The following is a 24425-nucleotide window of genomic DNA, read 5'->3' as shown; positions in this document are numbered from 1 at the left end:
AAAAATGATATTAAAATAATGTGATGTATAAAGTAAACTTTATTTTTAATGTGACCAATGTCGCTAAAAGTTGTTAATCCACCTTAGATAAAAAGCCAATGTAGACTTTGGCTTTTTTTGGGGGGAAATGTGGTGAAAATAGTCTTTAGCGGCTGGCTTTACGAGCTTTATTTTCAGGCTTTGGTGCAGCGATTTCACGTTCAGCTTTCCAAACATCAATAAAATCTTTTTCATTAATATTGTACAGTTCAAGTAGGGCTAAAATGACACCGCCAAACATCATTGGGCCTTCTGAGTTGCTTTGAAACTCAAATATTTTCCCATTCAGGGCATGCAAAATATCTTCAATTTCAAAAATACGGTCACGACCATTGCTATCTGTCGGGTACATTTGGGTATTCAGCACAATTTTCGCAAGACTTTTTTCATTATCTGTTAAGGCCAGAACATCAACCAATTCATCTGCCGAAGGTGCAAAAATTACCGAGTCTTGAAAAATTGTATGTAGAAGTTTCGAAGTAAGTTTAGGTAAAGCTTTTTCAACGAAAGGACGGAATGAAATTGGAAAAATAACATTTCTGGAAATCCCCTTAAACATGGGAGCAATTTCTTCAACTTTATAGCCAGCGACACCACAGCCAATCGAAGTAATGAAATATTTGGTCTTCGGATGATTCTTGGTATAGATTTTAAAATCATCAACATAATGTTGAATCTGAGACAATGGCATTTGTTGTAAATGCTCATTCATTGTTGGAATAGCAAAACTTTGACCAGCCCATCCACGACCAATACCATTCATTGCACCAAAATGCACTAGGGCAGTACGCGCTGCACCGCCAGTATGTTGACCTGCCATATTGCTGCCAAAAACAAAAATAGTATCTTCGGGTAGGTTTTTAACAATACTTTCGTCATGATATTGGTAAGTCATAAGTTTGATCTGTGGCGTCCTTTTGTTCATGTTGCAGGTGAAATTTACATAGGTCAAGTATCAATAAGGGATAAATGAACGCTTTATTCCTGAGTTTTTTTAGAGCCAACAGTTTCCTCAAGAAAAACATGCGAAATCAGGCGAATTATTTTTCAAACATGAGAAAAATCTATGGGGTTATGTTGAATGATAATTTTACAGTCTGTACACGCCTCTGGTATTTACATAAATTTAGCGTTGTTTTGTGCAACTTTGCCCTCATAATAAAGCCATATAAAACTGTTGAAGAAGAGTGTGATGCAGGAACAGCCTTTTGAACTGGTAACACAATATCAGCCGGCAGGTGATCAGCCTCAAGCGATTGAGAAATTGGTGAAGGGGATTGAAAAAGGAATGCATGATCAGTTGCTCTTAGGGGTAACAGGTTCAGGTAAAACCTATACCATGGCAAATGTGATAGCACGCACGCAACGTCCAACGATTATTATGGCGCATAATAAAACTTTGGCTGCGCAGCTTTATGGCGAGTTTAAAGCCTTCTTTCCGCATAATGCCGTGGAATACTTCGTCAGTTATTATGACTATTATCAACCCGAAGCCTATGTTCCATCTTCAGATACTTTTATTGAAAAAGATTCATCGATTAATGATCATATCGACCAAATGCGTCTTTCGGCAACACGGGCATTATTAGAGCGACGTGATGCAATTATTGTAGCGTCAGTTTCAGCTATTTATGGTCTGGGTGATCCCAATGCTTATATGAGTATGCTTCTGCATATCGTGGAAGGAGACCGTATTAGCCGTGATGATATCATCCGTCGTTTGGTGGAAATGCAATACACCCGAAATGAACTCGAATTTTTACGGGGCACATACCGTATTCGTGGTGAAATTATTGATATTTTTCCTGCTGAATCTGATCAAAATGCCATTCGAATAGAGTTATTTGATGATGAAGTTGATTCAGTTCGATGGTTTGATCCATTGACTGGCAGAATGGTCCGTAAAGTGCCACGTATTACGATTTACCCAAAAAGCCATTATGTAACACCTAAAGATAATTTACAGCGTGCAATTGGAACGATTCGTGAAGAACTCGCAGAACGACTAGGATTCTTTCGTGCAAATGATAAATTACTCGAAGCACAGCGTATCGAACAACGTACACGTTATGATTTAGAGATGATGCAGCAGCTTGGCTATACCAATGGTATTGAAAACTATTCACGCCACTTGTCTGGCCGTCCTTCTGGTGAAGCACCTCCGACTTTGTTTGATTATGTACCTGATGATGCTTTATTAATCATTGATGAATCGCACGTTACCGTTCCGCAAATTGGGGCTATGTATAAAGGTGACCGTTCACGTAAAGAAAATTTGGTCAATTACGGTTTTCGTTTACCAAGTGCGCTTGATAACCGCCCAATGAAATTTGAAGAATGGGAGCGGATTATTCCTTCGACCATTTATGTCAGTGCAACGCCTGCACATTATGAAATGGAAAAGTCTGAACAAGTCGTTGAGCAAGTGGTTCGACCCACAGGTTTGGTCGACCCTGAAATTGAAATTCGTCCAGTGTTAACGCAAGTGGATGATGTATTGTCAGAAATTAATAATCGAAAAAACTTAAATGAGCGTGTATTGGTTACGACATTAACCAAACGTATGGCAGAAGATTTAACTTCATATTTGAAAGAATATGGTATTAAGGTCGCTTATTTACATTCTGATATTGACACTGTTGAACGAACTAAAATTATTCATGAATTGCGTTCAGGTGTATACGATGCAATTGTCGGGATTAACTTACTGCGTGAAGGCTTAGATATGCCAGAGGTGTCTTTAGTCGCCATCTTAGATGCTGACAAAGAGGGCTTCTTGCGTTCTGAGCGTTCTTTGATTCAAACCATTGGTCGTGCAGCGCGTAACTTAAACGGTAAAGCGATTTTATATGCAGATCGTATGACTGACTCCATGCAAAAAGCCATTGATGAAACGGATCGTCGTCGTAATTTACAGATTGCATTTAACCTTGAACATGGCATTACGCCACGTAGTGCTGTACGCCAAAACGTTAATGATATTGATACTGGTGAACTGCTGACAGATGATGAAATTGATGAAAAAATTTCAGATCAGGCCAAGGCATTAACTGCAGATGAACGTCATTTGATGTCAGATCCAAAACTTCTGGCAAAACATATGAATAAGTTGGAAAAAGAAATGCTAAAAGCGTCTAAGGATTTACAGTTTGAACAAGCCGCTCGATTACGCGATGAAATCTTGCGTTTAAAAGCACAGATGATTTCATAATTTTGTTAGACAAGATGCGGAATATTGTTTGAATGACATACATAATTCAGACAAGAAAATGATTTTTAGAGCAATTTTTTCCGCTAGAGTAAAAACACGAGAGAAAGAATTACTTAATTTTCATCGAATGTTTTGCAGCGAAATGAGGCATAAAAATGACAACGAATATTCCGAAAGCTGGTTTTAGGCTCGCAAAAATTGCACTTGGTGCAGCAGTGTTAATTGGTTTAGGTGCAGCTACAATGGCCTATGCACAGACGAAACCATTACAGACTGTGGAAAAAGTTGAGCTCGATCGTTATTTAGGTATGTGGTATGAAGTAGCTCGTAAGCCTATGGTTTTTCAAAAAAGCTGTGACCGTGATGTGACTGCGGTTTACACGCTAAATGAAAATGGCAACATTAATGTAAATAATCGCTGTGTATCTAAAGATGGTACCAAGAAGCAATCAATAGGCGAGGCATTTGTACAAAATGCACCGTTTAACTCGAAATTAAAAGTTAGTTTCTTACCAGAAGCCATTCGTTGGTTGCCTGTGGGGCGTGGTGATTATTGGGTACTCAAAGCCGATGAAGACTATCAAACAGTTTTGGTAGGTGAGCCACGTCGTAAATATATGTGGGTGCTTTCTCGTTCGGCTCATCCAGATCAGGAAGTGATTCAGGAATATCTAAATTATGCGCAATCTGTTGGTTATGATTTATCAGATATTATTCATACCAAGCAAACAGTGAAACCTAAAACCTAAATAATTGAACAAATGCTAAAAAACCATGCCTGTGCATGGTTTTTTATTTGCTAGAATGTCCATGCGAAAAGCTTGATTGATCAAGCAAAATATCAAGATTATGTAGTCATTTGGACTGGAGTGAAAGATGTATAAAGGCGTTGCATTGTCTGTATTGGCATCGGTCACTTTCGGTATTTTGTATTTCTTTACCATCTTTTTAAAACCTCTAGATAGCGAGCAAACTTTTGCATGGCGCATGTTGGCGACCTTGCCATTTTTAACCTTATTTATGTGGTGGATGAAAGATTTAAACAAAGTCAGTGAAATTTTTTGGCGTGTGGTCAAGCAACCGATCTTTCTCATTTGGTTAATCATTAGTTCATTTTTATGTACTACACAGCTTTGGTTGTTTTTGTGGGGACCAATTAATGGCCGAGGGCTAGAAGTATCTTTAGGGTATTTTCTCTTGCCCTTAGTGATGGTTCTGGTTGGATGTGTACTGTATAAAGAAAAGCTGTCTAAATGGCAGATGGCTGCCGTGGCATTGGCAATTTTAGGGGTCGGTCACGAAATTTGGCGTATTGGCAGTATCGCGTGGGAAACTGTCTATGTCGCTGTGGCTTATCCGATTTATTTCTTTTTACGTCGTACCTTTAAAACCGATCATTTGGGTGGTTTTTGGTGGGATCTTTGCTTAATTTTGCCTGTAGCCTTTTATTTAGGATTTATTCATAGCGATAGTTTAGCGCTGATGTCGTTATTCCCGTATCTGATTTTGGCGGTTTTAGGACTGGGTTTTCTGAGTGCGCTTGGCTTAGGTAGCTATATGTTGGCGAGTCGTTATTTGCCATTTGTGATTTTTGGTTTGTTGAGTTATTTAGAACCCGTGTTGTTAGCTTTTGCATCCATCGCATTGGGGGAGCGAGTAGAAGCCGAAGAATGGCTGACCTATATTCCAATTTGGGGTGCGGTATTGTTATTGGTGATAGAAGGTGTTTTGCATCTGTTTAAACAAAAGCAAAATGAACGTGCGCTAGCAAAAAATGTAAAAGCGTTAAATGATCGAATCGATTCTTAGACTGAAAATCCTGGTACGATAAATTGATCAGTTTACAATTAATGCTTGCTGTTTTTTAATAAAATCTTAAACTTAGAAAACTAAAACACGCCATGATTCAATTTATTGTTTAGGAAGAACAGCATTGAATGATGGTGTACAAAAATATTTATTTTAGATAAAAATAAACTGAAATCGATAAAAGATTGATTAAAGAACCAAGATACAGGAAGCAGTCAGTGGTTGTCCCATTTCATCTAAGCGCAAAACTTTTACAGCTACAACCCGTGCTGGATCAGCATTGGCAGAGTATCGTGTCTGAAGTGTGCACTGATCTTGATCAATCCAATTTAGCACAGATACAGCAGGTGTTATTGCAAAAAGGTATTCGTTGGGAGTCTTCATCACAGTCGTATCAAAGCGATGTACCGATGAATTTTGGCATGCTGATGAAAGTACTAAAATATGATGTCATGCGTGAGCATGCACAGTATTTGGCAACACAGCTCGAAGAACTTAGGATATTGGCCCAGAGTATTCAAATTGCGCGAAAATTAGAAGAAAACCTACTCTATATCAATAAAATAGATGCAGAAGAAGATTTTGAATTACAGTATGAAAAAAATGTATTACATCAGCATTTCATTTTAAATGCCGCACAAATCATTCGTGAAATGGATTTGATTGCGCCGAGTGATGCACGTCAACTCACTGCTCTGCAAGTCAAAATTTTCTTGATCGAAATTTTCTTAAAGTCACATATGTTAGGGCAAGTTTTTGATGCTTCTATCCCGAAATCATCTGAGGTTTGGCAACATCCGATTTTTAAATATTATTTAAAGCGTGAACAAAAAACGCGATATTTACAAATCGTACAAACATCTGATTTTATTTATATTTTGTCGCCTGATTTAGATTGGACGACGCAGTATTCAGCAACTCGGTTTTTATCGACAAAGCATAATGAGGCCTTAGCAGACGACGTTTTTGATGGGGTGGCCATAGATTTAACTACTGCTTTAGAGAATCAGCAGATCGAACAATTAAAATTTCGAGTCTCAAAGTTGGCATCCATTGCAGGTTTTATACATTTAGATCTACAAAATTTAATGCAGCAACTACATACACGGGTAGATAAGCATCTACTTTTAATGCTGCATGTAGAGGATGCTACTCAATTAGCGACGGTTTTACCTGCTTTTGAGCAGCAGTTCAATACATTGATCTTGAAGCCCTTACATCAGACTGTTCAATATCAACTGAGCGAGCAGATACAGCATGATTTTGTCTTTTTCCATAGCATGCAAATATCTCAGAAGCTCATTACGAGTCTAAACGTCTTGAGTAGTTGCCCTAAGTTTGAGGCAAGTTTGGAGTTAAAGCGACTGCGACTTCAACTACAGGCTTGGCAGGTGCTTTTGTTGAAACGGCGTACGCACATTTTTCATGTTCAGAATGAAGATGATTGGGAGTTACATCATCAGCAGTCACAGCAAATTCATACGGCGCTGAAGGCGCTCTTGCAGACGACCGAGGACGAGGATGAACAGCAGATCTTTGCTGCTGAAGCCGTCGTAGAAAATATGGGTACCCATGGCTCGCATGTTGGATTTTCTAAACGCATGACGAAAACAGGAGATTATGAAAGTCTTGAAGCCGATGCTTTAAAAGCGCAGCAGCAAAAAAAGCGCCAGACTTATATGCAGGTTTTAATGTTGCTGAAGGAACATGCGTCACAGCTCGTCAATCTTGATTTTGAGCCATGTGAAAATGCCTTAAAGGTACAGTCATTTAGTGATCAGAGATATTTTGCGATTAGTGCTGGAGAGAATGGTTTAAATGCACTTCCGAAAATATTAGAGCTGAGTGTAAATTTCTTTGATTTTAATCTGGAAAAGTTTGCTGAGGATCTGAAAAATTAACTGAATTTTAAATATTGATCTGACTTTAAAACTAATGTTAGGCAGTAACATTAGAGGCGTAATTTGATTCAAATAAGAGAACGATACGCGGTAATGTCATCCGCAATTGTCTGAGACAGGGTTACTTCTAATAAAAAATGTTTTTGCGATACTTTGAATAAATTGACGGTAGTGAACGAGGTTTGCGGTGAGGAGCATTGCTCCGCAAGATGGTTTCCTTATGAAGCACGTTCTCATTTTGCCAAATGAGAAACAACGTTTCGTAAGAGTACCTCCGACTGAAGGCTAAACCCTTTATTCAAACTTTAGATGTAAGATTCCGTCGAATATTCTTAAAAATCATCTAAAAATGTGAAATTATTATTACGAGCTTAACATCAGTAAAAATACTATAAATTGAGCAAAATAAAAAACACCACAATTTGAACAATATAAATATTCGTTTATCTTTGAGCTAAATATGCAGAGATCTGGTTGATAAAACTACATTTGAAATTTTGTGACAAAAATCTGCGAAAAAGCCGGTTTTTCAACTTTCGGCTATAAAATCATAATACTAATCATGATTATTTTGAAAATTGATAGTGAATATATAACAAAATAACCTTGTCGAAATCTGCTTTTAGATTCATTAATTTTCAGTTTTCCATTACAATTGTGGGGTTTTGAAATTTATGCTTAGATTTACAATTAATTAGAGGACGTATCTGTGAGCAAAGACACTATCGTTGCCCTACATGCAGAGCACCAAGGTCGCTGGAAAAACCGTGAAGAAATCGCGGAACGTATGATTGCCCTAGTGGGTCAGTTATATCGTGAAAAAAACATCGTAGCTACAGTATACGGTCGTTCTTTAATTAACCGTTCGGTTATCCAAATTCTTAAAGCGCATCGTCGTACTCGCGTACTTGACGTTGAACTTTCAGTTGTGAACACTTTCCCAATTCTTGAAGCTTTGGCGAAAATCGAAAACATCGGTACTGCTGAAATTGATCTTGGCAAACTTGCTGTTGAGTTCAAAGAAAAAGGTGGTGATGTTGACGCATTCGTTGCTGACGCTGTGAAATCACTTGAAGGCAATGCAACTAACGTTGAAAACCGTGATGTTGTACTTTACGGTTTCGGTCGTATCGGTCGTATCCTTGCACGTTTGATGATCAGCCAATCTGGTCTAGGTCGTGGTCTTAACCTTAAAGCAATCGTTGTTCGTAAATCATCTGACGGTGACTTAGAAAAACGTGCGTCTTTGTTACGTCGTGACTCTATTCATGGTCCATTCGCAGGTACGATTTCTGTTGATGAAGAAAACGAAGCAATCATTGCTAACGGTAACTTCATCAAAGTGATCTATGCGTCTAACCCATCTGAAGTTGATTACACTGCTTACGGTATTAACAATGCACTTGTAATCGATAATACAGGTAAATGGCGTGATTCTGAAGGTCTTGCACAGCACCTTAAATGTCCAGGTGCTGCACGCGTAATTCTAACTGCACCTGGTAAAGGTGATATGAAGAACGTTGTATACGGTGTGAACCAAGCTGACATCCTTGATGAAGATACAATCATCTCTGCTGCAAGCTGTACAACAAACGCGATTACACCAACACTTAAAGTGTTAAATGACAAGTACACAGTGATTAATGGTCACGTTGAAACAGTTCACTCGTTCACAAACGACCAAAACTTGATCGACAACTACCATAAAGCTGACCGTCGTGGTCGTGCTGCTACTTTAAACATGGTAATCACTGAAACTGGTGCTGCTAAAGCTGTTGCTAAAGCACTTCCTGCTCTTCAAGGTAAATTGACTGGTAACTCAGTACGTGTACCTACTCCAAACGTATCTCTTGCAATTTTGAACCTTACTTTGGGTCAAGATGTTGACCGTGAAGAAGTGAATGAATACATTCGCCAAATTTCAATCAACTCTAACCTTCAAGGTCAAATCGGTTATACAAACTCAACTGAAGTTGTATCGTCTGACTTTATCGGTTCACGTACTGCTGGTGTGTTTGACGCTCAAGCGACAATCGCTTCTGGTAACCGTTTAACTGCTTATGTTTGGTACGATAACGAAGTGGGTTATAGCTGCCAAGTATTGCGTATTGCTGAGCAAATGGGCGGTGTAAGCTATCCAAAAGTTCCTGCTGAAACTAATGCTTAATTAGTTCACGCTGTAAAAAAAGGGCCTCATTTGAGGCTCTTTTTTTATCTAAAGAGTATGGGTTAAAAACTTAAGGCATAGATGACGAATGGATTGATCAAAAACATCAAAAGTTCTTGTTTTTTCTGCCACTGTTAGATGAGTGTAAGTCATTTATAATGAAAAGCTGACTAAAATGTTCAAGTTTTAAGTTGATGAAATTATTAAAGAATTAAATACAAAAAAATGCAAACTAGTTTGTATAATGTGTTCAAAATGATACTGTAAAAAATAAAAAGCAAAAGGAATTTAGTTTGCAAGCAAAGCACATGCTCAGTGGATTGGCATTTATTGTGTTTGCTGCGCTCTGTGGTGTACTTATCGCCATTTGGGTGTTTAAGCACTTTAATATTTATATCCCGCTAGAAAATCAGAACGTCAATATTGACCTGCAAGAGCCGTTACAAGCCGAAGTCAAAATTCATGATGCCTTAGATGTGGACGTGACAGGGCGGGTGAATGCTGAAATTCCGATACATGAAAATTTAAATATTCCCTTAACTCAAACGCTGACGCCACGGGTGTATTTTGATAATCAAGTCCCAATCAAGACCACGATTCCAGTACGTGAAACTTTGAAAGTGAATCAAAACCTTCCTGTGAATACCAAAGTGAAAGTTAAAGTCATGGGGCAGGATGTGACTTTGCCGCTCAAAGGTGATATCCCGATACAATTGGATATTCCAGTAAATATGAATGTGCCTTTGGAGCAAAAAGTACATTTAAAATTTGATGCGCCAGTCAAAACCGTGCTGAAAGAAAACCTACATATTCCACTAAATGCAAATTTAAAAACCAACATTCCTATTGAAGGTAATTTAAATGTTCCAATTAAGACGGCATTAAAAGCGACAGTGGATGTGCAAAATACGTTGCCGGTTCAAATTAAAAAGGGTGAATTGGTAATTCCACTAAAAACAATGCGACTCAACAGAGAGCATGCCAAAACTGAAGCGAAAGCTCAGGAGTAAGCCATGTGGATATTTCAATCGGCGAAGCGCATCATTTTGAGTTTTATCGCAGTTGCGTTATTGGTTGCGGTACTATTTTGGTTGTATTTAAATATTTATGCGTCGATGCAAGTACGTGCAAAAAATGCTGATATTCAATTGTCGCATTCACTACCCACCAAAATTTCCGTTGGTAATTATTTGCAAACGCAGTCTATTGGGACTCTGGATACGCAGATTGCTTTAGATCGGAAGCTGCAACTACCCTTAAAGGGAAAATATCTGGCAGATTTGCAGTTTAGTGTAGAGGTTCCGATCTCAGTGGATATTGATTATTCCACCAATATTCAAATTAACCAGACGATGCCGCTTGAGGCGACCACAGATTTGGTGATTAAAAATAAACTCGTGCCGAAATTTCCCTTAAAAATGGACATTCCTGTCAAGTTAGATGTGCCTTTTCATTTGAAAAGAACCTATAACATTCCTATTCGAATTAATTTTAATGGTCCTGTGTATTTTGAGTTTAATGAAAAAGTCGATTTGCATGTGGTACATCAGTTTGCACCACAGCTAAAACTCAATGACCCGATGACAATGCGAAAAATCGCAACCTTTAATGCCACGATGTACAACGCAGAGCGTAATACCAAGGCAAATTTAGATATGAATATGGATTTGCCGATAAAAAATGTACATCCATAAGCATGATTCAACTCAAAAAAGCCCGAATCAATTCGGGCTTTTTTGTGGGTTCAATCTTATTTTAAAGCAGCTTCAACAGCACTACGTAGAGAAGTAGTTGGGTGACCGAGTAACTGTTCCAAGTCCTTACGATCACTTTGCATCGCACCGCCAATGCTATTGATATCGGCATCGACGATAACATCTACAAGACCAGCAGGTAAGCCAGCTTGTAATAGACCTTGCGTATAGTCTTCTGCTGTAAGATTTTGATAGTGAACATTTTGACCTGAAACTTGCTGTAGGGTTTCAGCAAGCTGTGCCAAGGTGAAACTGTCTGAGCTTGCAAGTTCATAGGTTTTATTTTCATGACCAGAGCTTGTAAGTACTTTTGCAGCAGCTTCAGCATAGTTAGCACGGGTCGCTGCATTAATTTTCCCATCCTTTGCTGCACCAAATAAGGTACCTGTTTCCACCACATGTCCTGCAGCAGCAAGATAGTTTTCGACATACCAGTTATTTCGTAAGAAGGTATAGGTTAAACCACTAGCTTGAATCAGACTTTCTGTTTCACGATGTTCTTGAGATAAACCCAATGGCGATGTATCAGCACGTAACAGGCTGGTATAAGCAAGATATGGAACTTTCGCTTCTACTGCAGCATCAATTACGGCTTTGTGTTGTGGAGTACGCCGACCAATTTCATTGGCAGAAATGAGTAATAATTTATCGACACCTTGTAGTGCAGGAACCAGTGTATCTGGTTGATCATAGTCAAAATGACGAAGTTCGATGCCTTGAGCTTGTAGAGATGCTGCTTTTTCTGTTGAGCGAACTAAAGCGATGATGTTTTCGGCCGCGGTTTCTTTCAATAAAAATTGAAGGACCAATTGGCCTAGTTGACCTGTTGCACCTGTAATTGCGATTTTCATATTTAAACCCTCTGATTGTTGAATAAATGATCTTGATGGTGGAATCTTAATCTGTTAACTTACTAAATGTAAGTACGTACCAAAAAGTAAGTTAGTGACTTTGAGGAAAGATTTAATGAACACATACGCTACAAGTAAATTATTAGGTCAAGTTTTATCCACAGATTGTCCATCTCGAGAAATATTGGAACATCTCACCAATAAATGGTCAGTATTAGTTTTACGTTGTTTGACTGAAGGGGTACACCGTTTTAGTGAACTTAAGCAGCGTATCGAAGGGGTAAGCGAAAAGATGCTGGCTCAAACGCTGAAAATGCTCGAGCAAGATGGTTTTATCTTAAGGACAGTCTATCCAGTCGTGCCACCCAAAGTTGAATATCAACTGACTTTAATGGGCTCGCAGGCTGCAGAAAAGTTAATGCATCTGATTGGTTGGGTTGAACGAACCTTGCCTGAAATTATTGAAGCCAAGGAAAATGCACGTAAATAGCTTTCAGAAATGGGGAGTGAAATTCGTTTGCCATTTATCAAAGGTATTTTGATGATGAGCTAAAGACTTTCGAGTGAGGTGCGGATTTTCCTAAAAATTTGCATCAGTACCAAGATGAATGAAATTTATAGTATTGCTGAATAATATTGTTCGAGAAATTCTTTAAAATATGGCAGAATAAGCGGTTTTAAAGTTTTTAGAGGATTGGCAAATATGCGCTTTGTTGATGAAGCAGTCATTACCGTAGAGGCTGGCGACGGTGGCAATGGCGTAGCCAGTTTTCGCCGTGAAAAATTCGTACCATTTGGTGGTCCAGATGGTGGTGATGGTGGTCGTGGCGGTAACGTATACGTTCAAGCCGACAACGACACAAGTACCCTAGTAGATTATCGTTATACACGTAAATTCCGTGCAGAACGTGCTAAAAATGGTCGTGGAGCGAACTGCTCAGGCCGTGGCGGTGAAGATACCGTATTGCTCGTTCCAGTGGGCACAACAATTGTAGATACAGAATCTGGCGATATCATCGGCGACTTAGTGGCTGACGGTCAGCGTGTGTTAGTGGCAGCAGGTGGTGAAGGTGGTTTGGGTAATACTCACTTCAAATCTTCAACCAACCGTTCTCCACGTAAATGTACACACGGCTCAAAAGGCGAATATCGTGAAATTCGTCTTGAATTAAAAGTACTCGCAGACGTTGGTTTGTTGGGTATGCCAAATGCGGGTAAATCAACCTTTATCCGTGCAGTTTCAGCAGCAAAACCAAAAGTTGCAGATTATCCATTTACCACAATGGTGCCAAACCTAGGTGTGGTTGATGCCGATAGTCACCGTTCATTTGTAATGGCGGATATTCCGGGTCTAATCGAAGGGGCTGCAGAAGGTGCAGGTCTAGGTATTCGATTCCTGAAACACTTGGCGCGTACACGTATTTTATTGCACATCGTAGATGTTCAACCGATTGATGGTTCTGACCCTGCGTATAATGCAAAAGCAATTTTGGAAGAGTTGAAAAAATTCTCCCCAACACTTTCAAAATTACCTGTTGTATTGGTACTCAATAAAGTAGACCAATTGGCGGCTGAAACGCGTGATGAATGGTGTGATCACATTCTCGAAGAGTTGCAGTGGAAAGGCCCTGTATTCAAAACTTCAGGTTTAACGTTTGAAGGTACTAAAGACGTTGTGTACTACCTGATGGATCAAATTGAAGAACAGCGCGAACGCGAAACTGAAGATCCTGAATATGCAGCAGAAGTTAAAGCGTTCCGTGATCAACTTGAAGCTGAAACACGTGAGCAAACGCTTGCTGCGAAAGAAGCATATCGTGAAATGCGTCGTCAACAACGTTTGGCAGGTCAAGGTGAAGACTTTGATGATGAATTTGAAGACGGTGATGATGAGGCAGAATCGTACTACGTACGTTAATTGCTGAATAAGTGTCAAAGCAAACAAGTCTGAGGACAAGATGATAGAAGTGGTAGATGGGCAACGTCAGCTCAAGGGTTGTAAACGTATCGTTGTTAAAATCGGATCATCACTACTCACAGCAAACGGAAAAGGGTTAGATCTGGATGCAATCTCGCATTGGGCGGGACAAATTGCAGAACTACACAATGCAGGGCACGAGATCATTCTTGTGTCTTCCGGTGCTGTGGCTGAAGGGATGGTTCGTATGAATTTGGACAACCGACCCACAGATCTACCCAGTCTACAGGCTTGTGCTGCCATTGGTCAGATGGGCTTAATTCATACTTGGTCTAGCGTATTAGAACAACGTTCGATTCGCACAGCACAAGTTTTGTTAACGCATGATGACTTGGCAGACCGTCGTCGCTATTTGAACTCTTGTGATGCCTTGCAGCATTTGATTGATTGGCGTGTGATTCCTGTGATCAATGAAAATGACACAGTGTCGACTGACGAAATCCGCTTTGGCGATAACGATACTTTGGCTGCGATGGTGGCTGGACAGGTTCATGCAGACCTTTTGGTGATTCTAACTGACCAAGAAGGCATGTTTGACTCAGACCCTCGTTCCAATCCAGATGCCAAACTGTTCCATACAGTACGTGCAATGGATGAATCATTATTCGATATGGCTGGCGGCGGCGGTAAATTCGGTCGTGGTGGTATGTTGACCAAAGTTCGTGCGGCACGTTTGGCAGCCAAGTCCGGTTGTCCAACAGTCATTGCGAGCGGTGATAGTGATAATGTGCTGTCACGTGTAATGGCAGGTGAATTACTCGGTACATTATTTATTACCGATAATGATCGTGTGACAGCCCATCAACAATGGTTAGCTGCACATTTACAAACAGCGGGTCGTTTAGTAATTGATGATGGCGCAGTCAAAGCCATTCGTGATAATCACCGCAGTTTATTACCTGTCGGTGTGAAAGCGGTTGAAGGGCATTTCGAACGTGGTGATGTGGTGGAATGTGTCGATACACAAGGTCATCGTGTTGCCGTCGGTCGTGTAAACTTCAGTTCACGTTCGGCAGAAATCGTCAAAGGTTTGGCCTCAGATAAAGTTCATCAAGTTTTAGGGGAAGCTCGATCACTTGAAATGATCCATCGCAATCATATGGCGATTTATTAATAATTACGTGGAATTACTTGGAGTGTAAATATATTGCATAAGTTGTTGTATTCTAATCTAAAAGCGAATTTTTTTATAAGGTTGGAATTACAAGTAATTACGTAATAACACTTTGAAATACCACTTTAAAAGAGGTTAGACTAGAGGTTAATGGTCTAACCTTTTTTATGGGTGTGTTGAATGTTAACTAAATTACAAATAGATGCTTTGAAGGCGAAGGACAAACTTTACAAAGTTTGTGATGGGGATATGCTTTATATTTTCACTTCTCCTACCGGTAAGAAAACATGGAAGGTTCTATATACTTTTGATCATAAGAAAGGAACTGTAACACTTGGGCCTTATCCAACTGTTTCGATCAAAGAAGCTCGATTAAAACGAGATGAAATTAAAGTTCAACTTGTTAAAGGTAATACGCCAGGCCAATTAAAGAAAAAAAATGAACACAACAAATTGGAAAGTATGACTTTAAAGGATTTATTGGAAGAATACTTACAAGTAGTCACACCTACGCATAAAGGTGCGAAACAAGAAGAAAGTGTCATTAAAAGTTATATAAGGGATTTTCCTAAATTAATGAAGAAGCTAGTTAAGGAAATTAACTCTTCAGATATAGATGATTTTAGGGATGAGAGATTAAAAAGAGTGGTAGGTGCAACCGTTGCTAGAGATTTGGGCGTTCTAGGCGGGGTCTTCAGGTATGCGATTGAAAATAAAAAAATCATCAAAGATTCTCCTCTGAAATATGTTAAAAAACCTAAGCAATCAAAACATAGAGAAAGAAGAATTTCAGAGGATGAAATAAGAAAAATATTAGAAGCTTTTAAGTATAAGCCAACATTCAGGCCAATTAATAAGAAACAACAAACAGCTTGGGCATTCTTATTTGCTATTGAGACCGCTATGCGGGCTAATGAGATTACTAGCATGAAGTGGGAACATGTTTTTGAAGATCATGTTTTTTTACCAGATACTAAAAATGGTGATTCACGAAAAGTACCTTTGTCAAATAAAGCAAAACAGTTACTTGAATTAATGAGGGGGTTGGATGATGAGAATGTATGTACACAGACAAATACAAATAGTCTTTCTCAAAATTTCTATAAAGTTTCTAAAAAACAATTGATGCTAGATGATCTACGTTTTCATGATACAAGACATGAAGCAACAACTCGATTAGCTCAAAAGCTCCCAATTCAAGATCTTGCCAAAGTTACCGGTCATAAAGATCTTCAAACATTAATGAAATATTACAACCCAACAGTATCGGAATTAGCAGAAAGAATTAATATGTAATATTAATTCTATTGTATATGCATTTTTAGAGTAATAATTATGTTTAATGACTTGAAAAAAGAGATATTAGATCATTTAGTTAAAATTAAGGGATTATTTATAGATAGTAATGAAATAAATACTGAATTAGCAGATGTTTATTTTAAATATATTTCTCTAGATTTTTTAAGTTTATTCAAGTTGGTAGAAAGAGATATAGAAAAATATAAAAATGATCTCATGAATAAATTTGAATCACTTTCTAAAGAAAGAACGGATGCTATAGATTACGTTAAGTTGTCTATAGCAATAGATGTAATGATTATGAAGTATTTAGAAAGTGATCAAGTTGATGTAAGTTTTTTAACTAGTCAATTGATAGCAAATCATTATGCTTTGTCAAAAAATATTATATATAAAATCCAGTCTGTGGATGTGATGATGGAAATTCAATCAAAAAAGAACAGTCAAGCTGGAAAGCAAAAAGGAAAAAGGAATGAAGAGCTAAAAGTAGAATATTACGACGATATTAAAGCTTATAGAGAGCGAAATAGATTTCTATCACTGACACGATGTGCAGGTGAGATAAAGGATAATTTAGAGATACCCCTTACTGAACCTAATATTATAGAAGTTATCAAACAGGTTGATAATGAGATTAATAATTTAAGATAATTTTGAAATAAATTGTTACATGTGTCTTTGAAGCGCTGTATCGGTTTTTACAGGTATAAAAAAATATTTCAAAGTGAGTTCAAGCAATAACGTTCCATGTAAAGGAAAGAACAAATGTTTGAATTACCCTTAAAAAATTATTATCGAATGCAGGATATTGCTAAATATTCTGAACAGCCTCAAAAATATCATGTGTACAAATCTGGTAAAAACAAGGGAAAAATTAAAGTTATAAAAGCTCAGCCCGCAAAACAGGGACTAGTTCCTGTTTCAGCTAAGACAATTTGGTGTTGGGTTCGGGAGGGTAAATTTCCAAAACCTATACGACTGAGTGCTAATGTAACAGTATGGAAGGCTGAAGATATTCATCAGTGGATCTCTAATAAAGAAGCAGGAGATAATTGATGAATATTGAACATTATTCGAACTATATTCAAAACTGTTCATTTAAAATGACTTTAGGAACTACTATTTCAAATTTATTTACTATGAAATATGGGATCATTCCTAATGATGTTTATGAAGCAACTGTTAACTTAGAAGGGTATCCTCCGGTAAAAGGGTTGCCACTTATTCCTTTAATAGATTTAGATAAATAATATTACAGGATTATTTTTCTTGGATATTTTTAATGATAAGGAAATATTGATTGGTTGTGGTTATGTTCTTTTGAATAAAAACAAATTAAATGATGAGGCTGTTTTAATTACAGAAGATAAGTATGCGGCCTTTAAAATTTCTGCTACTAAATATTCGGTTTATTTTTTAAAAAAAGCAGATAAAGATTTAGTTTTGAAAATAAAAGAAAAATGGAAAAATCTTTCTATCGTTGTTGCATGCCATGAGCAAAATGATTTTAGAAGGAGATTACATGATATTAATATCAAGGTTTTAGGGCTATCTGAACCTGTTACAGCTTATAGTGACCCCATAGAATTACAAAATGAGATTGAATATCTCATTTCAAATACTTCGATAAAACAATGGGATAACCCAAAAGAAATAAAAACAACTTTATCTATGGTGCAACCTCTTACAAAGTCAATGTTACCTTCAGTAATGTGGGACTATATTTCTGATGAAGCAATACGTGCAGACAATATGTCAATTGATTTTGTGGCTGTTTGTACATTAGTAAGTTGCGGTTCAGTTGTAGGTACTAAAGTCGCAGTAAAACCAAAGCAAAAAGATGATTGGACAATAATTCCTAATCTTTGGGGAGCTATTGTTGCACCTCCTTCTAGTAGGAAAACTCCTGCACTTAATGCTGGTATGAAGCCATTAAATATGCTTGCTGAAAAGGCGAGAGTCATTTTTGATCAAAAAGTTAAAGAACATGCGGTAAATAAAATTTTGTTGGAGACAAAAGATAAAGGTCTGAAAGAGAATCTAAAGCAAGCGAGTAAAAAAGGTGATCAAGTAAAAGTAGAGCAGATTTCCAAAGAACTAATTGAGCTAATGGGGGTATCAGAAGATTATCCAATTATGAAGCGTTATAAAACAAATGATGCAACTCCTGAAGCTTTAGCAGAATTAGAAAAAAGTAACCCTGATGGGATTTTAGTATGTCGAGATGAGTTAGTGGGGCTTCTAACTTCATTAGAAAACGGAAAAGACGAGGGCAATAGAACTTTCTTTTTAGAAGGTTGGAATGGGGGAGGATCGTATGAATTCGACCGTATTTTGAGGGGGAATGGTTTTATTAAGAATCATTGCTTATCTGTACTAGGGGGAATTCAGCCCGATCGGTTAATTCAGTATTTAGAACCAAGTATTAAAGGTTCGGACAATGATGGTTTAATACAAAGATTTCAACTCATGGTTTGTCCAGATATACCAAGATGGCAATATAAGGATGAATACCCAAATTATGAAGCTAGAAATGCGCTTTTCAATCTGTTTGAATCAATTGATAAAATAGGTGTGGAAGATTTAGTTGCTATAGGTGCATTTCCAATAAATGAATTTAACTCTATTCCTTACTTTAGATTTGATAGCGAGGCCCAGCAAAAATTCATTGAATGGACTACTAATCTCAATGAACATTTAATACCAAACGAGGCACATCCAATTATTGCTGAACACTTGACTAAGTATGGGAAATTATTACCAGCATTAGCTTTGATTTTTCATTTAATAGAATGTCTACTACACGGCTATAAAGGACAAATAAATAAAAGATCAATCGAAATGGCTATTGATTGGTGTGATTACTTGGAGTCTCATGCAAGACGAATTTATGGCTTAGTTCTTCAAGGATCGGGTATTAGAGCAGTAACATTATCTGAAAGACTTCTAAGGCTGGAAGATCAACATGAATGGAAATTTAATGGTTTTACTAGCAGAGAGGTGCAAAGGAAAAACTGGAAAGGGTTAACAACCCCTGAGTCAGTTACTGATGCTTTAGATGTTTTAGTAGAACATAAATGGCTTGTATTGGAGGAAATAGAATCTAGCGTTAGAGGAGGGCGGCCTACAAAAAGGTATTGGATTAACCCTAAAATTTATGAAAATAGATGATTTTGGAAATGACAAAACTGACAAAACTTTGTTTTGTCAGTTTTGTCATTTGAACGACACTGGTTTTTAAATATTCTGATGTAGTTTAAAAACTATCTTTTATCGAATTGAGTGAATAGAATTATCAACATTGAATTTTTAATTTGTTTCCGATATGAAAACTGAGCAAACCTTATCCACTGAAGTAGTCACAGCCAATAGTGAACAATTAGCAGTCTTAAAAAGTAATTTCCCTCAATGTTTTGACCGTCAGGGAAAATTTATTCTGTCTAAGCTACAAGATATTCTTCAAGCAAATGCCGTTGATGTTAGTCGTGAAAGTTATAGTCTGAATTGGTTAGGTAAGTCATATGCCCGTGTGTTGGCTAATGAGCCTATAAGAACGATGCTATCTGAAGACCATGAGCATAATCAGCTAGAGCACAATAAAAACAGTCATAATTTGCTGATTCAAGGTGATAACCTTGAAGTTTTAAAGCATTTAAAAGGTGCTTATACCGATAAAATTAAAATGATTTATATTGACCCACCATACAATACTGGGTCAGATGGCTTTGTATACAAAGATGATCGTAGTTTTTCACCTGAACAATTTGCAGAGCTTGCAGGTATTGATTTAGATGAAGCTAAACGAGTTTTAGATTTCACTCAAAGTAATGCAAATAGCCATAGTGCATGGCTTACGTTTATTTACCCTCGCCTTTATATTGCAAAGCAATTATTAAAAGAAGATGGGGTAATTTTTATTTCGATAGATGATAATGAGCAAGCCCAGCTGAAAATTTTATGTGATGAAATTTTTGGTGAAGCTAATTTTGTTGCGAATATTCCGACAATTATGAACCTAAAAGGCAATCATGATAATTATGGATTCTCAGATACACATGAATACTGTTTAGTATATGTACTTGATAAAACAAAGATGGTCTTCGGTGAATTTGCTGTTGATGATGATTCAATTGATTCCGAGTGGCAAGAAGATGAGTATGGTTTTTTCAAAAGAGCTGATACGTTAAGACGTACTGGTCAAGATGCTAGTCGAGAAAAGAGACCTAAAGGATTTTTCCCTGTTTTTTATAATCAAAAAACCAATAGTTTTTATGTGACTGACAATGATCTTCCTAAAGATAAAGATGATCTAAAACTTTTACCAATAAATGATGATGGTGAAGAACTCTCATGGAGTTGGAGTAAAAAAACTATAACTGAATATAATTATGATCTAATTTTAGTAGAGGGTAGGAATTTTAAAAATATTTATAAAAAGCAAAGACCTAGGTTGGGTGATTTACCTACAAAAAAACCCAAAACTGTTTTCTATAAACCTGAATACAGTACGAGTACTGCAACCACATATTTAAAAAATCTTCTTAATAAAAAGGTTTTTGAAGGAACTAAACCCGTTCCCTTTATAAGAGATTTAATAAGAATTGGTTGTAACAAAGATTCTTATGTTTTGGATTTCTTCGGCGGAAGTGGAACTACCGCTGAGGCAGTTCTAACGCTAAATAACTTGGAAGAAGATAGAAATCACAAATACATTATAGTTCAATTGGATGAAAAAACCGATCCGAACAAAGATGCTTACAAAGCAGGTTATAAGACAATTTTTGAGATAACCAAAGATCGGATTATCAAAGCAAGTGAAAAACTAGCTCACGATCATCCTGATACAAATGTTGAACTTGGTTTTAAAATTTTTAAGACCTGCGAAAATTTTTTACCATCATCTATCTATAAAGAATTAAAGCAACTCACACTCTCTCAGTCAGCTACACCATCTTCTACAGCTGGGTTTGATGAAGCTCAACTACAAGACATTCTTAACACATGGAAAGGTTTGGATAAAATTTTATTGTCTGAGAATCCCAACTCTGTGAATCTTGGTGATTATCCAGCCTATAGTTTTGGGCATGTTTTATACTTAGTCCATCAAGGCTTTAATACAACTGCCTTAAAGGAGTTGATTAAAAAACTTGATGATGAACATGAATTCCAAGTGTCAAAATTAGTCCTTCTTGGTCATCATTTTGATAGTAAATCTCAACGTGAAATTAATGAAGCGATGAAGAACTACAATAACAAAAAATCGATTCCAGTTGATGTAGTGGTGAGATACTAATCATGAATGCAACATTACCTTTATTTGCAACACAGCAGACTAAACAATTTCATTTTGAAGGTAACTTACAGCATCAACAAGATGCTGTAAGTAGCATCCTAGCAGTTTTAGAAAATGTGACTTTTGCAAACCCCAATCAGCAGATGGCTTTAGTAAGTAATCCTTTGGCACCCAAAGACAAGCAATTGGGGTTAACAGACTATGGAAAATCCATTGAAGCTGTACAAAAACACAATGGAATTGTAGGACATACAGCTAAACCTGAAAGTAATGTCCTTGATATTTCGATGGAAACTGGGACAGGTAAAACTTATACCTACACCAAAATGATGTTTGAGCTAAATGCACGGTTGAAACTTTTTAAATTTATTGTTGTTGTGCCAACACTTCCTATTAAGGCTGGTACAGTTAATTTTTTAAAATCCCAAGCATCACAGGAGCATTTTGCAACCAATTATCAGAATAAGTCTATTCGTTGTCATGTTGTTGAAAGCCAGACAGGTAAGAAATCTAAGAAAGACTTTATGCCACAAAGCATCCTAGATTTTGTTCAAGCACCTGATGATGGGCAAACTATTCATGTACTTGTAATCAATGCGGGGATGATTAACTCAGATACGCTCAGTAAGACGTATGACCGTGCTGTATTTGATCAATTTAGCACACCTGTAGATGCAATCGCCTCAATTGCACCAATGATTATTATTGATGAACCACACCGCTTCCCAACAGCACAAAAAACTTGGGGGAATATTCAAAAACTCGGTGGTCAATTTATTGTTCGTTATGGAGCAACTTTCAAGGATGACTACTATAACCTTATTTATCAATTAACAGCTGTAGATGCTTTTAACCAAGACTTGGTGAAAGGTGTTATAGCTTATATTGAAGAGTTTGAAGGTGCGAAAGACACTTCTATTAAACTTATTGATATTGATACGAGCAATAAGAAGAAAGAAGAGGCAATTTTCCAAATTAAAAAGGGAAAAGTTTCCAAATATATTCATTTACTTAAAAATGAATCTTTAAGTAAAGTCGATCAAAATTTCGGAAGCCTAACAATTGATACCTTAAATAAAACTACAGTGATGTTATCTAATGGATTAGAGCTTAAAAAAAATGATGTGATTGATCCGTATTCCTACAATGAAACATTGCAGGAGAAGATGATTCGTAAAGCTATTACAAATCATTTTAAAATGGAAAAGGATTTATTGACTCGATCAACTGCTCGGATTAAACCGTTAAGCCTTTTCTTTATTGATAATATTGAAAGTTACCGAGGCAAAGAAGGAGAAAAAGGAAGTTTAGCTTTATTTGTAGAAGCTGAAATTGAAAGGCATGTCACTCAGCTTTTGACAACTGAAACTCATGAAACCTACCGAGAATATTTAGAGAATACTTTGAAAGATATTTCTCAATCTCACGGTGGTTATTTTTCTCAAGATAATTCTGAAAAGGATGAAAAAATTGAGAAAGAGATTGAAGAAATTCTACATGATAAAGAGACTTTACTGAGTCTAGATAACCCTCGTCGTTTCATTTTTTCGAAATGGACATTACGTGAAGGCTGGGATAATCCCAATGTATTTCAGATTTGTAAATTACGTTCTAGTGGCGGTAAAACCAGTAAGTTACAAGAGGTGGGACGTGGCTTACGATTACCAGTCAATGAGTTCATGCAACGTGTAAAAAATGAGAACTTCCAGTTGCATTATTATGTGGATTTCACAGAAAAAGACTTTGTAAAAGAATTGGTTGAGGATATTAACAGTAAATCAGCAGTTGAATTTGATGAAACAAAACTGACAACTGAGTTGATTGCTCAAATTTTGGATAAATATTCAAATCAATTTAACGATGAAGATGCTTTATTAGAGTATCTCGATGATCTTGATGTAATTAAGCGTAATAATGACTTCAAAGAAGGTGGTTTAGCTAAGTTAAAGCAAGAATTTTCTCTTGTATTTGCTCAGGGATTAAAAGCAAATAAAGTACGTAATGCTGGGGAAACCAAGCAGAAAGCAACGATGCGTCTAGCGAAGTATGCAGAGCTTAAAGAGATGTGGGAAACTCTTAACCGTAAAGTGATATTGGAATACAAAATTGAATCAGAAGAGCAATTTCATGCCTTACTGAAAAGTTATTTTGAAGCGAATTTAGATAGCTTTAAAAAAACAGGTAGTTTCACGAAAAAACATACATTAATAATTGAAAATAATTTGGCATCACAGCAGGTTGAGCGATCGATTCATGAAGATGTTTTACCGATTCAAACGATGACCTATGGTGAATTCTTACATGAGTTAGCTATCTCATTAAAAGTGAATCGTAATACATTACATCAAGTTTTTATAGAGTTATTACAAAGTACGGATAAGCATTTAGATATAAATCAATACCTAAGCCAAAGTACAATTCGCTCAATTCGTAGTGGCTTTAATGATTATTTATTAAAACAATCATTCCAAAGCTATCAAATTGGCTTAACTGATGTTTCAAATACAGTCCACCCTACTGTATTCACTGATGAAGAAGGTGAACCATTAGCTGAGATAGATAGTGCTAACTTAGGGCGAATGACTGAAGCTTTAAATATTGCAGATAATTATCTATTTAATGAGCTTTTCTATGATTCACCTTTAGAAAAAGAAAACATCTGTGAAAAAGTTTCTGAAGTGTCCGTATTTACAAAGATTCCTAAAAACTCAATTCGTATTCCAATAGCTGGAGGTGGGACATATTCACCTGACTTCGCTTATATTGTTGAATATGAAAGTGGAAAGAAGACTTTGAATTTGTTGATTGAAACGAAAGATAAGAAAAACTATACCTTATCTGAGGAAGAACAGCGTAAGATTAAACATGCTGAGCTTTTATTTCAAAATGTCAGAGATGATGTAGATGTTGTTTTTAAAACTCAATTTGAAAGTGAAAAAGTGGTTGAAATCATCCAATCAGTGTTGAAATCATAAAGTTAAGAGGAAGTTGAGTTGTTGAATTCTCTTT

19 protein-coding genes are annotated in these 24425 nt (G+C 37.0%); 17 read left to right on the top strand and 2 right to left on the bottom strand.

The annotated features are described in order from the left end of the window. Positions 1-145 precede the first annotated feature (145 nt). Positions 146-934, bottom strand: a complete 789-nt coding sequence (locus tag B1201_RS00520) for a hypothetical protein (protein ID WP_078191882.1) — start codon at positions 932-934, stop codon at positions 146-148. Positions 935-1228: 294 nt separating this feature from the next. On the opposite strand from B1201_RS00520, the gene uvrB reads away from it, so the two are divergent. The 7 genes from uvrB to B1201_RS00480 all read left to right on the top strand — a co-directional run bounded on the left by uvrB (position 1229) and on the right by B1201_RS00480 (position 10821). Further along, complete coding sequence (gene uvrB, locus B1201_RS00510) at positions 1229-3250, top strand: excinuclease ABC subunit UvrB (protein WP_143221641.1); 2022 nt, start codon at positions 1229-1231, stop codon at positions 3248-3250. Between the two features lie 155 nt (positions 3251-3405). Next, on the top strand, positions 3406-3999 hold the full coding sequence (locus tag B1201_RS00505) for a lipocalin family protein (protein ID WP_078191879.1): 594 nt from the start codon (positions 3406-3408) through the stop codon (positions 3997-3999). Positions 4000-4126: 127 nt separating this feature from the next. Further along, the gene (gene rarD, locus B1201_RS00500; RefSeq protein ID WP_078191878.1) at positions 4127-5059 is read left to right on the top strand and encodes an EamA family transporter RarD; all 933 of its coding nucleotides are present in this window, start codon (positions 4127-4129) and stop codon (positions 5057-5059) included. A 218-nt stretch (positions 5060-5277) separates the two neighbouring features. Next, positions 5278-6960 (top strand): hypothetical protein, encoded by a 1683-nt coding sequence (locus tag B1201_RS00495; RefSeq protein ID WP_078191877.1) that lies wholly within the window; start codon positions 5278-5280, stop codon positions 6958-6960. 709 nt (positions 6961-7669) lie between these two features. Further along, positions 7670-9127: a glyceraldehyde-3-phosphate dehydrogenase gene (locus tag B1201_RS00490; RefSeq protein ID WP_078191876.1), complete on the top strand. Its 1458-nt coding sequence runs from the start codon at positions 7670-7672 to the stop codon at positions 9125-9127. Positions 9128-9435: 308 nt separating this feature from the next. Next, positions 9436-10137 carry an MFS transporter gene (locus B1201_RS00485; RefSeq protein ID WP_143221649.1) on the top strand — a complete coding sequence of 234 codons (702 nt, stop codon included), beginning with the start codon at positions 9436-9438 and terminating at the stop codon, positions 10135-10137. Positions 10138-10140: 3 nt separating this feature from the next. After that, entirely contained in the window at positions 10141-10821 is a 681-nt protein-coding gene (locus B1201_RS00480; protein ID WP_078190209.1) for a hypothetical protein, read from the top strand. 56 nt (positions 10822-10877) lie between these two features. On the opposite strand, the gene B1201_RS00475 is transcribed toward B1201_RS00480, so the two are convergent. Then, the gene (locus tag B1201_RS00475) at positions 10878-11732 is read right to left on the bottom strand and encodes an SDR family oxidoreductase (RefSeq protein ID WP_078191874.1); all 855 of its coding nucleotides are present in this window, start codon (positions 11730-11732) and stop codon (positions 10878-10880) included. A gap of 115 nt (positions 11733-11847) precedes the next feature. Between B1201_RS00475 and B1201_RS00470 the strand changes: the two genes are divergently transcribed. The 10 genes from B1201_RS00470 to B1201_RS00425 all read left to right on the top strand — a co-directional run bounded on the left by B1201_RS00470 (position 11848) and on the right by B1201_RS00425 (position 24391). Beyond that, entirely contained in the window at positions 11848-12222 is a 375-nt protein-coding gene (locus tag B1201_RS00470) for a winged helix-turn-helix transcriptional regulator (protein ID WP_078191873.1), read from the top strand. 213 nt (positions 12223-12435) lie between these two features. Next, positions 12436-13650, top strand: coding sequence for an Obg family GTPase CgtA (gene cgtA, locus B1201_RS00465; RefSeq protein ID WP_078190204.1), 1215 nt, complete (start codon positions 12436-12438; stop codon positions 13648-13650). A 40-nt stretch (positions 13651-13690) separates the two neighbouring features. After that, on the top strand, positions 13691-14824 hold the full coding sequence (gene proB, locus B1201_RS00460; RefSeq protein ID WP_078191872.1) for a glutamate 5-kinase: 1134 nt from the start codon (positions 13691-13693) through the stop codon (positions 14822-14824). Positions 14825-15004: 180 nt separating this feature from the next. Continuing rightward, positions 15005-16120, top strand: a complete 1116-nt coding sequence (locus B1201_RS00455; protein ID WP_078191871.1) for a tyrosine-type recombinase/integrase — start codon at positions 15005-15007, stop codon at positions 16118-16120. Positions 16121-16159: 39 nt separating this feature from the next. Then, positions 16160-16774: a hypothetical protein gene (locus tag B1201_RS00450; RefSeq protein WP_078191870.1), complete on the top strand. Its 615-nt coding sequence runs from the start codon at positions 16160-16162 to the stop codon at positions 16772-16774. Between the two features lie 114 nt (positions 16775-16888). Further along, entirely contained in the window at positions 16889-17179 is a 291-nt protein-coding gene (locus B1201_RS00445; protein ID WP_078191869.1) for a helix-turn-helix transcriptional regulator, read from the top strand. After that, on the top strand, positions 17179-17373 hold the full coding sequence (locus B1201_RS00440; protein WP_078191868.1) for a hypothetical protein: 195 nt from the start codon (positions 17179-17181) through the stop codon (positions 17371-17373). The genes B1201_RS00445 and B1201_RS00440 overlap by 1 nt, the downstream gene beginning before the upstream one ends. A gap of 19 nt (positions 17374-17392) precedes the next feature. Beyond that, the gene (locus B1201_RS00435) at positions 17393-19294 is read left to right on the top strand and encodes a YfjI family protein (RefSeq protein WP_078191867.1); all 1902 of its coding nucleotides are present in this window, start codon (positions 17393-17395) and stop codon (positions 19292-19294) included. A 154-nt stretch (positions 19295-19448) separates the two neighbouring features. Beyond that, a complete protein-coding gene (locus B1201_RS00430; protein ID WP_078191866.1) occupies positions 19449-21416 on the top strand; it encodes a site-specific DNA-methyltransferase in 1968 nt (655 codons plus the stop codon). A gap of 2 nt (positions 21417-21418) precedes the next feature. Then, positions 21419-24391: a type III restriction-modification system endonuclease gene (locus B1201_RS00425; RefSeq protein ID WP_078191865.1), complete on the top strand. Its 2973-nt coding sequence runs from the start codon at positions 21419-21421 to the stop codon at positions 24389-24391. The last annotated feature ends 34 nt before the right edge of the window (positions 24392-24425 follow it).

Origin of the sequence: Acinetobacter sp. ANC 5600 (assembly GCF_002018395.1) — a bacterium.
GTDB lineage: Bacteria > Pseudomonadota > Gammaproteobacteria > Pseudomonadales > Moraxellaceae > Acinetobacter > Acinetobacter amyesii.
This window is presented reverse-complemented; position numbering and strand designations above follow the sequence as displayed.

What these genes read in the sequence shown, in the direction of transcription:
- B1201_RS00480 (WP_078190209.1), top strand. Translation starts at nt 10,141, where the DNA reads ATGTGGATATTTCAATCGGCGAAGCGCATCATTTTGAGTTTTATCGCA.
- B1201_RS00450 (WP_078191870.1), top strand. Translation starts at nt 16,160, where the DNA reads ATGTTTAATGACTTGAAAAAAGAGATATTAGATCATTTAGTTAAAATT.
- B1201_RS00485 (WP_143221649.1), top strand. Translation starts at nt 9,436, where the DNA reads ATGCTCAGTGGATTGGCATTTATTGTGTTTGCTGCGCTCTGTGGTGTA.
- B1201_RS00475 (WP_078191874.1), bottom strand. Translation starts at nt 11,732, where the DNA reads ATGAAAATCGCAATTACAGGTGCAACAGGTCAACTAGGCCAATTGGTC.
- B1201_RS00455 (WP_078191871.1), top strand. Translation starts at nt 15,005, where the DNA reads ATGTTAACTAAATTACAAATAGATGCTTTGAAGGCGAAGGACAAACTT.
- B1201_RS00505 (WP_078191879.1), top strand. Translation starts at nt 3,406, where the DNA reads ATGACAACGAATATTCCGAAAGCTGGTTTTAGGCTCGCAAAAATTGCA.
- B1201_RS00445 (WP_078191869.1), top strand. Translation starts at nt 16,889, where the DNA reads ATGTTTGAATTACCCTTAAAAAATTATTATCGAATGCAGGATATTGCT.
- rarD (WP_078191878.1), top strand. Translation starts at nt 4,127, where the DNA reads ATGTATAAAGGCGTTGCATTGTCTGTATTGGCATCGGTCACTTTCGGT.
- B1201_RS00440 (WP_078191868.1), top strand. Translation starts at nt 17,179, where the DNA reads ATGAATATTGAACATTATTCGAACTATATTCAAAACTGTTCATTTAAA.
- proB (WP_078191872.1), top strand. Translation starts at nt 13,691, where the DNA reads ATGATAGAAGTGGTAGATGGGCAACGTCAGCTCAAGGGTTGTAAACGT.
- cgtA (WP_078190204.1), top strand. Translation starts at nt 12,436, where the DNA reads ATGCGCTTTGTTGATGAAGCAGTCATTACCGTAGAGGCTGGCGACGGT.
- B1201_RS00470 (WP_078191873.1), top strand. Translation starts at nt 11,848, where the DNA reads ATGAACACATACGCTACAAGTAAATTATTAGGTCAAGTTTTATCCACA.
- B1201_RS00425 (WP_078191865.1), top strand. Translation starts at nt 21,419, where the DNA reads ATGAATGCAACATTACCTTTATTTGCAACACAGCAGACTAAACAATTT.
- B1201_RS00430 (WP_078191866.1), top strand. Translation starts at nt 19,449, where the DNA reads ATGAAAACTGAGCAAACCTTATCCACTGAAGTAGTCACAGCCAATAGT.
- B1201_RS00520 (WP_078191882.1), bottom strand. Translation starts at nt 934, where the DNA reads ATGACTTACCAATATCATGACGAAAGTATTGTTAAAAACCTACCCGAA.